A 12,156-nucleotide genomic window follows, 5' to 3' on the forward strand; every position below is an offset into this window, starting at 1 on the left:
TGACTCGATGCCGGTCCAGCCGCTTGCCCGCGTGACGCAAGCCGCCGGGGACCACCCGAAGGAGCTGCCATGACGCAGGGGGCCCAGCAGCGCCCGGCGGCGGATCTGCGCGATCGGCTCGACGTCATCGCGCAGTGCGGCAGATTCGGCTGGTCGTTCGATCGGCGGGACTGGCCCGCGCTGGCCGAGGTCTTCGCCGAGCAGGTGGTCATCGGGCCGCCCGACGAGCCGCACACGCTGACCCGCGCGGAACTGGTCGACGCCTGCGCGGCGCAGGTGGCGGGGGTGTCCTCGACCGAGCACCGGCTCTCCGACCACCTGGTCATGGTGAACCGGTCGGCCGGCACCGCCAGTTGCACCGCCCAGTACCAGGTGTGGCACAGCCGAGCCGGCGCCTGGCCCGACGCCCGCCTGGAGAACGCCGGCCACTACCGGTTCGACCTGCGGGCCACGCCCGCGGGTTGGCGGATCACCCGGCTGGTGGCCACCCCGACCTGGCGCAGCGGTGACCCCGCGATCCTCACCACCCCGTCGGCACCGGCCGCCCCCGCGCAGGCGCAGGACGCGCAGAGCGTCGCCCGCCGCTTCCTGGGGGCGATCAGCGACCGGGACCTGGCGACCGCCTTCGCCTGCCTCGCCGAGGACGTGGTGCTGGACACGCCCTTCGCCCCGCCGGGCAGTCCGCGGCGCCTCGACGGCGCCGACGCGGTCCGCCGGCGCTACACCGGCGTGGTGACGGCCCTCCGGTCGATCGATCTGCCGGTGGTGCGCACCGAGGCCTTCGCCGATCCGCAGTGGGCGCTGATCGAGTACACCGGGAAGATGGTCCAGCCGAACGGCAAGGACTACACCAACCACTACTACGGGATGTTCCAGGTGGTGGACGGGAAGATCAAGGTGCTGCGCGAGCTGTACGACACCTACCGCTTCGCCGCCCAGGTGTCGGCCGCGGACCGCCAGGCGCTCTGCCAGGTCTCCCTGGGGCGGGCCTAACCCAGGGCCTGGCCAGGACCGGACCTGACTCGGGACCTGTTCAGGCCAGCGGATCGTCCGGGCCGTACGGGCGCAGCCGCAGGGTCCTGGCATCCTGCGCCCGGATCTCGGCCGCCTGGGACACCAGGTGCTCCAGGTTGTCCCGACCCGCGTGGATGAACCGCCCGTGCAGCCCGTCGAACCGCCCGCGCGCGGCGTCCACCGTGACGGCGACCATGTACGGGATGCTGTTCCACTCCTTCATCGTGGCGAACATCGCCATCCCGGCGGTCATGTCGGTGGCCACCGCACCCGGGCTGATGTCCAGCACCACCACACCGTGCTCCGCCAGCGAGTCGGCGATGTTGTCGGAGAGCTGCAGCAGCGCGCCCTTGGAGGTGGCGTAGGCGCTGTAGTGGCCGTCGGGACGGACGGCGAAGCCGGAGTTGAGGTTGACGATCCGCCCCCGCCGGCGCTTGACCATCCCCGGCAGCACGCTGCGCAGCAGGTTGACCGGCCCGCGCAGGTTCGCCTCCATCACCTGCCACCACTGGCCCAGGTCCGCCTCCCAGAACGGGACCTCGGAGCGGTCCACCTGCCCGGCGTTGTTGACCAGCAGGTCGATCGGCCCCAGGTCCCGCTCGATGACCCGCACCGCCTCGCGCACCGGGCCGGGCCGGGCCACGTCCGCGGTCACCGCGACGCCCCTGGCGCCCTGCTGGACGCAGGTCTTGAGTGTCGCGGTGAGCGTCCCCAGGGTCCGTCCGACCAGTCCGACCGCCATTCCCTCGGCGGCCAGGCCCAGCGCGATCTCCCGTCCGATGCCCCGGCCCGCGCCGGTCACCAAGGCCACCTGACCCTCCAGCGAACTGCTGCGCATCGCAGCTCCCTCCGCCCCGTTCGCGCTGTCGAGCCGTCGGCCCCGTACTCCCGGACAGCATGCTGGCTGCGCGCGTCCGGGTGCGCCCGGCCACACGGGCTCGCCCATCGGCCTCACACGAACGGCGCAGCAGCTGATCAGCAGGGCCCCCGCCCCACCGTGCCGCGCCAAGTAGTACGGTCGAGCGACATGGGCGGCGACCCCGCCCGGCTGGAAACCCGGAAAGGCAAGTGAGTGAGCGACATCGCGCGCGTCGGAGTGGTCGGCTGCGGTCTCATGGGATCGGGCATCGCCGAGGTCTTCGCCCGGGCCGGACTGGACGTCCTGGTCTCGGAGGCCACCGGCGAGGCCCTGGAGTTCGGTCGCACCCGGCTGACCAACTCGCTGGACACCGCGGTCAAGCGCGGCAAGCTCACCGAGGAGCAGCGCGACGAGGCGCTGGCCCACCTCTCGTTCACCACCGACCTGGCCGAGTTCGCCGACCGCGACCTGGTGGTCGAGGCGGTCGCCGAGCGCGAGGACATCAAGATCCAGATCTTCCAGACGCTCGATCAGGTGGTGCGCCGGCGGGACGCGGTGCTCGCCTCCAACACCTCCTCGATCCCGATCGTCAAGCTGGCGGCCGCCACCTCCCGTCCGGAGCAGGTGATCGGCCTGCACTTCTTCAACCCGGCCCCGGTGCAGCGCCTGGTCGAGGTGATCCCCACCCTGACCACCTCCGCCGAGACCACCACCCGGGTGGAGACCTTCGCCGTCCAGGTACTCGGCAAGGAGCCGATCCGGGCCCGCGACCGGGCCGGCTTCGTGGTCAACGCGCTGCTGGTGCCCTACCTGCTGTCCGCCGTGCGGATGTTCGAGACCGGTGTGGCCACCGCCGCCGACATCGACAAGGGCATGGAGGCCGGCTGCGCCCACCCGATGGGCCCGCTGCGCCTGTGCGACCTGATCGGCCTGGACACCATCGCCTCGATCGCGGAGTCGATGTACGCCGAGTACAAGGAACCGCTGTACGCGGCCCCGCCGGTGCTCTCCCGGATGGTCGACGCCGGCCTGCTGGGCCGCAAGTCCGGGCGCGGCTTCTACGACTACACGGCGACCGCCTGATCAGGCGACAGCCAGTCGTCAGGAGAGGTCCAGTCCGCTCGGACTGGACCTCTTCCGCGTTTCCGGGCCGCTGGGGACGATGCCCGGGCCGGGTCGACTTCCGCCGTTTCCGTTCGCGCCGCCAGCTATCAGCGAGGCCGGTTCTGGGTAACACCGCGAACGTTCGGGCACACCGCGCACCCACCCGCAGGGGACGGAGCAGCATGGGGATATACGGGCAGGACTGGGCCAGTTACCAGTCATCGACACCGGACACGACCGGGTTGAGCTTCGCCTTCGTGAAGGTCAGTCAAGGCCTGACCTACACCAACCCGGAGTGGAGCGCACAGCGTGACCACGCCCGCGCCGCCGGCCTGGTGGTGGGCTACTACCACTACCCGGAGATGGCCAACTCCCCGCAGCAGGAGGCCGATCGCTTCCTCGGCCTGGCCCAGCCGCAGGTCGGCGAGCTGGTCTGCCTGGACTGGGAGGGCTACGACAGCGCCAACGAAGCGGTCGCGCACAGCACCCAACTCTCCTACAAGGAAGCCTGGCTGCGGTACGTCAAGAGCCGGCTGCCGCACAACCCCGTCGGCCTGTACTGCAACCTGGAGTACTGGCAGAGCATCGACACCACCGGGTACGTCCAGGACTTCCTGTGGATCGCCACCTCCGGCCTGCCCGCCGGCCAGCCCGGCATCAACGCGAACTGGCTCTTCCACCAGTACACCGACTCCGGCAGCACCGACCAGGACTACTGCCACCTCGCCAGCACCGCCGAACTGCGCTCCTGGGCCGGCTCCTTCTCCCCGGCCGGGCCGCCGTGGCCGGGCGAGTACCTGAAACTGCAGACGCCGATGCTGCACGACGGCAACGTGCGCACCTGGCAGCAACGGATGCACGACCGCGGCTGGCCGCTCACCGTGGACGGCTGGTACGGCCAGCAGTCCGACCACGTGTGCCGGCAGTTCCAGCAGGAGAAGGGGCTCACCGTGGACGGGATCGTCGGTCCGGCCAGCTGGGCGGCGGCCTGGGCCGATCCGGTCAGCTGATCGAAGCTCGCCTGGCCGGTGCTCGACTGACCGTCAGTTCTCGGAGATTCGGAAAGAAGGAGGACCCGGGAGCGTAGCCAGCTCCCGGGCCCCTGTTTGCCGCCCAATTGCGCACGCCGGCACGTTGAAGAGTGCGGATCAGCGTTAAATCGACGCGTTCTGCCGTTGAACTACCGTGCCACGAGAGCGGCACAGACAGGATTTGAACCCGCATTCGTCGATATTCGTCCACACCCGGTCGATCCGGCGATCGGCGGCGAATGCTGAGACTGGAGCGAGAGTCTGAGATTGACAGGGACTGCCTCTGCCTGGCTTGGGCTACTCCTGCGTGTTCGTGCAGGAGGAGGGATTCGAACCCCCACTGGATCCCTGGGATCAGCTTCAACATCAGTGTCAGCTTGCGCCGGCTCCCCGGCGCACCCCTCACGCTCGGGTGAGGGGCGTTCATGAGGCTACCCGAACAGGTAGCCGAACACCGCGTCACCCACCCGCTGATCGGTGACCTCGACGTTGTTGGCCTCCTCGCGGGCGAACTTGACGGCCTGCTGGAGCTTCTCCACCCGCTCCTGCAGCTCGTTGACCCGCCGGGCCGGCAGCGCGCCGGAGAACTTCACGGTGGTCCAGTAGCCGACCGGGATGTCCTCGTAGTAGACCTCGACCTGGGCCGGGTGGTTCTCGGTGGCCTCGGCCTTGACGTGGTTGCGGGGCACCTTCTTGGTGCGGATGGTGCGCACCGCCTCGGTCTTCCAGGAGTCGGTCGACGGGTCCAGGTTCCAGGACTCGGCGGCGTCCAGCACCGGCAGCTTGCGCACGAAGGTGAACAGGTCGGTGAGCTGCTTCTCCAGGAAGAGCAGGTAGGGCACCGGCACCTGGGCGAGCAGCAGTTGCCCGTCCACCACGACGTCGGCGCAGGCGGAGCGGTTGGCCCAGTCCTTGGTGGCCGTCACGTCGAAGAGCCGGGTCAGCGTCGCCGCGGTCGCCCGCAGGATGTCCTCGGCCTTCAGCTGCACCCGGGTCGACTCGGGCGGCAGTTGCTCGCCCTCCTCGTCCTTGGGCTGGTAGGTGCGGGAGATCCCGGCCAGCAACGCGGGCTTCTGGACGTCCTGGTGAGCCTGGGTCAGCTCCTGGAACGACTTGGACTTGACGCCCTTTTCGACGGCGATGATCTGATTCAGCTTCGGCACACCCCGGACGCTAGCAGGACGAACAGACGTGCGGCGAACCGGTTTTCGCGCCCAGCTTTCGCACCCGGGCGGTTTCCGGGCGAACGACCGGGGCCCCGGCTCGGATCGCTCCGAACCGGGGCCCCGTGGGCCGGGAGGGACTACGCCCCGCGCAGCACCGCGCCGGTGCTGGCGAGCGCGGCGGCCACCGCGGCCTCGCGGGCGGCCGAGGCCTCGTCCGCGGTCAGCGTGCGGTCGGTGGCCCGGAACCGCAGCGCGTAGGCCAGCGACTTCTTGCCCTCGCCCACCTGCTCGCCGGTGAAGACGTCGAACAGCCGGATCGCCTCCAGGAGTTCGCCGGCGCCCTCGCGCAGCGCGGCCTCCACCTCGGCGGCCGGCACGGCGGCGTCCACGATCAGCGCCACGTCCTGAGTGGCCACCGGGTAGCTGGAGACCGTCGGGCCCTGGGCCTGCAGCTCGCCGTCGGCGGTCAGCAGGTCCAGGTCGATCTCGGCGACCACGGTGCGCTCGGGCAGGTGCAGCGCCTTGACCACCCGCGGGTGCAGCTCGCCGGCGTGGCCGACCACCCGGTCGGTGCCGGCCACCAGCAGCTCGGCGCAGCGGCCCGGGTGCCAGGGCAGGTACTGGCCCTGGCGGACCGTCAGCTCGACGCCCGCCGCGCGGGCCACCGTGCGGGCCGCCTCGACGGCGTCCGCCCAGCTCGCCGGCGCGCCCTTGCCCCACCAGCCGGACGGCAGCCGCTCGCCGGTCAGCGCGACGGCGACCCGGCGCGGCTGGTGCGGCAGCGCGGCGTTCAGCGCGGCGATCTCCTCGTCGCTGGGACGGCGGTCGACCGCCGGACGCGGGGCCACCGGCTGCTCGGCCTCGGGCAGGAAGACCAGGCCGGTCTCGAAGAGCGCCAGATCGGTGTTGCCGCGGCCGATGTTGCGCCGCACCGCGGCGAGCAGCCCCGGCAGCAGCGTGGTGCGCAGCGCCGGCTCCTCGTCGTTCAGCGGGTTGACCAGCTTGACGGTGCGCCGGCGCACGTCGTCCGCGGCCAGGCCGAGGCCGTCGAAGGCCGCCTCACCGAGGAACGGGTAGTTGTGCACCTCGACGTAGCCGGCCCCGGCCAGCGCCACGCCCACCCTGCGGTGCATCCGCTGCACCGGGGTCAGGCCCTGGCCCGGCGGGACGGTGGGCATCCGGGCGGGGACGTTGTCGTAGCCCTCCAGCCGGATGACCTCCTCCGCGAGGTCGTTGGGGTCGGTCAGGTCGGGCCGCCAGGTGGGCGGGGTGACCTCCAGCAGATCCCCGCCGGCCACCGAGCAGCCGACCTCCTGCAGCCGGCGGGCGACGGTCTCGCGACCGTACTCCAGGCCCGCGATCCGGTCCGGCAGGTCGGCGGCGATGGTGATGGTGCGCACCGGGTGCGGGGCCGCGATGTCGGTGACCCCGGCCTCGGCGGTGCCGCCGGCGATCAGCACCAGCAGGTCGACGGCGCGCTGCGCGGCGGCCCTGGAGGCCTCCGGGTCCACCCCGCGCTCGAAGCGCTTGGAGGCCTCGGAGGGCAGCTTGTGCCGCTTGGCGGCGCGGGCGATGGCCACCGGGTCGAAGTGCGCGGCCTCGATGATCACCTCGGTCGAGCCGACCACGGCGCCGGTCTCCTGGTCCACCACCGGGTCGAGGATCTCGGTGGAGGCCCCGCCCATCACGCCGGCCAGACCGATCGGACCGCTGTTGTCGCAGATCAGCAGGTCCTCGGCGGACAGCTCGCGCTTCTGGCCGTCCAGCGTGGTGAGCACCTCGCCGGCCTCGGCGCGACGCACCTGGATCGGGCCGTCCACCCGGCTCTTGTCGTACGCGTGCAGCGGCTGACCGACCTCCAGCATCACGTAGTTGGTGATGTCGACGGTCAGCGAGATCGGGCGGACGTGCATCTTCTGCAGGCGGCGCTGCAGCCAGATCGGCGACTGGGCGGCCGGGTCGATGCCGACCACGGTGCGGGCCACGAAGCGGTCGCAGCCGGCCGGGTCGGCGACCTTGACCAGGTAGCCGTAGGAGTTGGCCGGCGGCACGTCGAGCAGCGCCGGGTCGGCCAGCGGCAGGCCGTACGCGGCGGCGGCCTCGCGGGCCACCCCGCGCATCGACAGGCAGTAGCCGCGGTCGGGGGTGACCGCGATGTCCAGCACCTCGTCGACCAGCTCGAGCAGCTCGATCGCGTCGGTGCCGGGCTCGTAGTGCGAGGGCAGCACGATGATGCCGTCGTGATCGTCGCCCATGCCCAGCTCACGGGCCGAGCAGATCATGCCGGCCGAGGTGTGGCCGTAGGTCTGGCGGGCCGCGATCGGGAACGGGCCGGGCAGCACGGCGCCCGGCAGCACCACGACCACCTTGTCGCCCACCGCGAAGTTGCGGGCGCCGCAGACGATCTCCTGCGGTTCGCCGGTGCCGTTGGCGTCGCCGACGTTGACGAAGCAGTGCCGGATCGGCTTCTTGAAGCCGGTCAGCTCCTCGATCGACAGCACCTCGCCGACCACCAGCGGGCCCTTGAGGTCGGCGCCGAGCTGCTCGACGGTCTCGACCTCGAGGCCGGCCCGGATCAGCTTCGCCGCCAGCTCGCGACCGGTCACACCGGCCGGCAGGTCGACGTACTCACGCAGCCAGGAAAGCGGGACGCGCATCAGATCTCCATCCCGAACGGGAGAGTGAAGCGCACGTCACCCTCGACCATGTCGCGCATGTCGGCGACGTTGTGACGGTTCATCAGGATCCGCTCCAGGCCCAGGCCGAAGGCGAATCCGCTGTAACGCTCGGGGTCCACCCCGGAGGCGACGAGCACCCGCGGGTTGACCACGCCGCAGCCGCCCAGCTCGATCCAGCCCTCGGAGGAGCAGGTCCGGCAGGGGGCGTCCGGGTTGCCCACGCTGGCACCCCGGCAGACGAAGCACTGCAGGTCCACCTCGGCGCTCGGCTCGGTGAACGGGAAGTACGAGGGCCGCCAGCGCAGTTCCAGCTCGTCCCCGATCAGCTTGCTGACCAGCAGCTCGATGGTGCCCTTGAGGTCGCCGAAGGTGATGCCCTCGTCCACCGCGATGCCCTCGACCTGGCGGAACACCGGGGTGTGGGTGGCATCCAGCTCGTCGGTGCGGTAGACCCGGCCGACCGAGACGGCGTACAGCGGCGGCTGCTTCTCCAGCATGCTGCGGATCTGCACCGGCGAGGTCTGGGTGCGCATCACCAGACCGGAGTCGGGCGAGCCGTCGGCGGCCGCGACGAAGAAGGTGTCCTGCATCGAGCGGGCCGGGTGGTCCGGGCCCAGGTTGAGCGCGTCGAAGTTGAGCCACTCGGCCTCGACCTCGGGGCCCGAGGCGATCGAGTAGCCCATCGCGACGAAGGTGTCCTCGATCCGCTCGGCCAGCGTGGTCAGCGGGTGCCGGGCGCCACGCGGAGCGCGGTCGTACGGCAGCGTGACGTCCACCGCCTCCTCGACCAGCACCCGGGCGTCGCGCTCAGCCTCCAGCTCCGTCTGACGCTTCGCCAGCGCCTGGTTGACCGCGCCGCGGGCCTGGCCGATCAGCTTGCCGGCCGCCGCCTTGGCGTGCGGGGGCAGCGCACCGATCTCGCGGTTGGCCAGCGAGAGTGCGGAACGGTCGCCGGTGTGCGCGACCTTGGCCTGCTTGAGCTCATCCAGGCTGGTGGCGGCGGCGAAAGCGGCTACCGCCTCGTCCCTGGCACGCTCGACCTCTTCGGGCTTCAATGCCTCAACCTCGACCGGGTCGTAGGACTTATTGGGTGCCGACATCTCGATGTTTTCCCGTGCTCCTGCTCGTCTCCGTGGCGTTACACCAGGTCGAGTGTAGTCGCAGCGCGCACACGGCCCTGGAGCGACTGAGCTGCGACGCAGCGGAGGGTGGGGGCCTCCGAGGTACGAGGGGGCACCCGCCCGCAGCGTAGGAGCAGCTCACCAAGCGACCCTGGTGTGGTTCGTTCCCTTGGCGGAACGCCTGCACAGCCCGCCGGGCCCGGGAATCGGTCGTTGTCAGACCATGAAGTCGGGCACCCCGGCGGGCAGGATAAATCGGAACCGCGCGCCGCCGCCCGGCGCCCGGTCGATCCGGATCGTCCCACCGTGCGCCTCGACGATGCCCTTGACGATGTAGAGGCCCAGGCCGGTACCGCCGCGCTTGCTGCCGCGCCAGAAGCGGGTGAAGACGCGCGGCATGGCCTCCTCGGGGATGCCGCTGCCCTCGTCGCTCACGGTGACCGCCGTTCCTTCCACGATCCGGGGCGGAGTGCCCGGGTGCTCCCAACTGGCGGCCTCGACGATCTCCTTGGCCGGCGCGACCTCGATGGTGACAGTTCCCTCGCCGTGGCGCACCGCGTTTTCCAGCAGGTTGGCCAGCACCTGGTCCACCTTGTCGGGATCGGCCCACTGCTGCGGCAACTCGTCGACCAGGCGGATGTCGAAGCGCTCGGCGGGGATGCCCGCGGCCACCTTGCCCTCGACCTGCCGGCGCACCGCGGCGGCCAGGTCCACCACCTGCTTGCGCACCTCCAGGCGCCCGGCGTCGATCCGGGAGATGTCGAGCAGCTCGGCGATCAGCCGGGTGACCCGGTCGGCGTCGGCGTTCACGGTCTCCAGCATCACCCGCTTCTGGCCGTCGGTGAAGCGCTCCCACTTGTTCAGCAGGGTGGCGGTGAAGCCCTTGACGCTGGTCAGCGGTGAGCGCAGCTCGTGCGCGACGGTGGCGATCAGCTCGGCGTGCGCCCGCTCGGTGCGCCGCCGCGCCTCGGTGCCGCGCAGTGCCACCACCACCTGGCGCAGCGGGCCGCCGGGGCCCTCGCGCAGGTAGGAGGCCGAGACCAGCAGTTCGCGGTTGGCGCCGGGCAGCAGCAGGTTGCGCTCGGGCTGGCGGGTGCGGATCGCCAGCCCGCCGTACGGATCGGTGAGCGGCCACCAGCGCCGGCCGTCCAGGTCCTCCAGCGGCAGCGCCTCGGCCAGCGGGCGGCCGAGCGCGGCGGCGGCGCTGATCCCGGTGAGCCGGGCGGCGGCGGCGTTGAAGCCGACCACCAGGCCGTTCCGGTCGGCGATCACCAGGCCGTCCGGCAGGTCGTCGAGCGCCACGGCCACCGTGCCCGGCCCGGCGCTCGCCCCCTCCTCGCTGCCCACCATGGGTGTCCTCCCCGATCCGCCCGACCCACACCTGAAACTGGTGAATGGCCCCCGCCGAGGCAGACCCTAGCGCTCCGTACCCGACTCGCGACAGCCTGCGGGCGAACGCTGTGCCCGAGCGGAGGCATAGAGGCAGACGGCGGCGGCGGTGGCGAGGTTCAGGCTCTCGGCGTGCCCGTGAATGGGCACGCGCACCACCTCGTCGGCGAGTGCGCGGGTCTGCTCCGGCAGGCCCCAGGCCTCGTTGCCGAAGATCCACGCGGTGGGGGCGCCCAGCGTGCCCTCGTCCAGCTCGTGGTCCAGGTCGCGCTCCCCCGCCCCGTCGGCCGCCAGCACCCGCACCCCGGCCGCCTTCAGCTCGGCCACCGCCTGCTCGACCGGCACCCCGACTGCCACCGGCAGGTGGAACAGGCTGCCCACCGAGGCCCGCACGGCCTTGGGGTTGTAGAGGTCCACCGAGGCGTCGGTGAGCACCACCGCGTCCGCCCCCGCCGCGTCGGCGGTGCGCAGCACGGTGCCGGCGTTGCCGGGGTCGCGGACGTTGGCCAGCACCGCGACCAGCTTGGGCCGGGCCGCCAGCACCTCGGCGAAGGGGGTGTCCAGGAACCGGCAGAGCGCCACGATCCCCTGCGGGGTGACGGTGTCGCAGATGTCGGCGATCACCTCGTCGGTGGCGGTCAGCACCGGCAGGCCCGCGGCCCGGGCCTCGGCGACGATCTCGGCGTGCCGCTCGGCGGCCTCCGCGGTCAGGTAGATCTCCACCACGGCAGGCCTGGCAGCGTCACCGTCCGCGCCACCCGGCAGCAGTCCGAAGGCCACCGCCTCGCGCACCGCCTGCGGGCCCTCGGCCAGGAAGCGGCGGTCCTTGCCGCGCTGGGCCCGCCGGGCCAGCTTGCGGGCGGCGATCACCCGCGGCGAGCGGAGCGAGCTGAGCTGGGGGGTGTCGGTGCTGGCCATGTTCTCTCTCGCGGGGGTGGGTAAGAGGGCCGGGCCCTCTGAGAGGGTCCGGCCCTCGACTGGCGGACCCTCCAAAAGAACCCGCAGGCTCACGAGGAGCCTGCGGGTCCGGGGTACAGCGGTGGATCAGGCGGCGTCAGCGGCGACCTTCGGCGCGTTGACGTCGGTCGGCAGCGCCTTCTGGGCAGCCTCGACCAGCGTGGCGAACGCGTTGGGGTCGTTGACGGCCAGCTCGGCCAGCATCTTGCGGTCGATCTCGATGCTGGCGGCCTTGAGGCCCTGCACGAAGCGGTTGTAGGTCATGCCGTTGGCACGGGCCGCAGCGTTGATGCGCTGGATCCAGAGCTGACGGAAGTCGCCCTTGCGCTTCTTGCGGTCGTTGTAGTTGTAAACGAGCGAGTGGGTGACCTGCTCCTTGGCCTTGCGGTACAGGCGCGACCGCTGGCCGCGGTACCCCTTCGCTCGCTCGAGGATGACCCGGCGCTTCTTGTGGGCGTTCACTGCCCGCTTGACGCGTGCCACTTCATTACTCCTTGGGTTGGACCACGGACTACTTCACGCGGTCCGTCAAATCGAATAGGTCGGGAAGGATCAGCCGGACTCCGCGACCACCAGGTCGCGGCGGGCGATCACTTGCCGAGAAGCTTCTTGATCTTCTTGGCGTCCGCGGGGGCGACCTCGACGGTGCCGGCAAGCTTGCGGGTCAGCGTCGAGGGCTTGTGCTCCAGGAGGTGGCGACGACCGGCGCGCTCGCGCAGCACCTTGCCCGAGCCCGTGATCTTGAAGCGCTTGCTGGCGCCACTGTGCGTCTTCTGCTTCGGCATGTCGCCGTATCTCCTCGTCGGTCCGCCCCAGGCCCGCGTGTTGCCACGCAGG

Annotated in this window: 11 protein-coding genes; 3 read left to right on the forward strand and 8 right to left on the reverse strand. The window is 71.4% G+C overall.

Annotation, left to right across the window (positions count from 1 at the left end):
- Positions 1–69: 69 nt before the first annotated feature.
- On the forward strand, positions 70–993 hold the full coding sequence (locus tag ABH937_RS00975) for a nuclear transport factor 2 family protein (protein ID WP_370216796.1): 924 nt from the start codon (positions 70–72) through the stop codon (positions 991–993).
- A 40-nt stretch (positions 994–1,033) separates the two neighbouring features.
- On the opposite strand, the gene ABH937_RS00980 is transcribed toward ABH937_RS00975, so the two are convergent.
- Positions 1,034–1,852, reverse strand: a complete 819-nt coding sequence (locus tag ABH937_RS00980) for an SDR family NAD(P)-dependent oxidoreductase (RefSeq protein ID WP_370216797.1) — start codon at positions 1,850–1,852, stop codon at positions 1,034–1,036.
- Positions 1,853–2,086: 234 nt separating this feature from the next.
- Here ABH937_RS00980 and ABH937_RS00985 point away from each other — a divergent pair, with 234 nt between their 5' ends.
- Together ABH937_RS00985 and ABH937_RS00990 are read left to right on the forward strand one after the other, a co-directional pair.
- On the forward strand, positions 2,087–2,956 hold the full coding sequence (locus ABH937_RS00985; protein ID WP_280689142.1) for a 3-hydroxybutyryl-CoA dehydrogenase: 870 nt from the start codon (positions 2,087–2,089) through the stop codon (positions 2,954–2,956).
- 203 nt (positions 2,957–3,159) lie between these two features.
- Complete coding sequence (locus ABH937_RS00990) at positions 3,160–3,987, forward strand: GH25 family lysozyme (protein WP_370216798.1); 828 nt, start codon at positions 3,160–3,162, stop codon at positions 3,985–3,987.
- A gap of 452 nt (positions 3,988–4,439) precedes the next feature.
- On the opposite strand, the gene ABH937_RS00995 is transcribed toward ABH937_RS00990, so the two are convergent.
- From ABH937_RS00995 to rpmI, 7 genes are all read right to left on the reverse strand, one after another.
- The gene (locus tag ABH937_RS00995; protein WP_280689144.1) at positions 4,440–5,171 is read right to left on the reverse strand and encodes a hypothetical protein; all 732 of its coding nucleotides are present in this window, start codon (positions 5,169–5,171) and stop codon (positions 4,440–4,442) included.
- Positions 5,172–5,311: 140 nt separating this feature from the next.
- A complete protein-coding gene (pheT, locus tag ABH937_RS01000; RefSeq protein ID WP_280689146.1) occupies positions 5,312–7,831 on the reverse strand; it encodes a phenylalanine--tRNA ligase subunit beta in 2,520 nt (839 codons plus the stop codon).
- On the reverse strand, positions 7,831–8,952 hold the full coding sequence (gene pheS / locus ABH937_RS01005; protein ID WP_280689147.1) for a phenylalanine--tRNA ligase subunit alpha: 1,122 nt from the start codon (positions 8,950–8,952) through the stop codon (positions 7,831–7,833). Before pheS ends, pheT begins: the two co-directional genes overlap by 1 nt.
- 237 nt (positions 8,953–9,189) lie before the next feature.
- Positions 9,190–10,323 carry an ATP-binding protein gene (locus tag ABH937_RS01010; protein ID WP_280689148.1) on the reverse strand — a complete coding sequence of 378 codons (1,134 nt, stop codon included), beginning with the start codon at positions 10,321–10,323 and terminating at the stop codon, positions 9,190–9,192.
- Positions 10,324–10,389: 66 nt separating this feature from the next.
- Positions 10,390–11,280, reverse strand: a complete 891-nt coding sequence (locus ABH937_RS01015) for an RNA methyltransferase (protein WP_280689149.1) — start codon at positions 11,278–11,280, stop codon at positions 10,390–10,392.
- Positions 11,281–11,406: 126 nt separating this feature from the next.
- Complete coding sequence (rplT, locus tag ABH937_RS01020; RefSeq protein WP_280689150.1) at positions 11,407–11,802, reverse strand: 50S ribosomal protein L20; 396 nt, start codon at positions 11,800–11,802, stop codon at positions 11,407–11,409.
- Between the two features lie 107 nt (positions 11,803–11,909).
- Positions 11,910–12,104 carry a 50S ribosomal protein L35 gene (gene rpmI / locus ABH937_RS01025; RefSeq protein ID WP_280689151.1) on the reverse strand — a complete coding sequence of 65 codons (195 nt, stop codon included), beginning with the start codon at positions 12,102–12,104 and terminating at the stop codon, positions 11,910–11,912.
- Positions 12,105–12,156 lie beyond the last annotated feature (52 nt).

Source organism: Kitasatospora sp. GAS1066B, from assembly GCF_041262605.1.
Taxonomy (GTDB): domain Bacteria; phylum Actinomycetota; class Actinomycetes; order Streptomycetales; family Streptomycetaceae; genus Kitasatospora.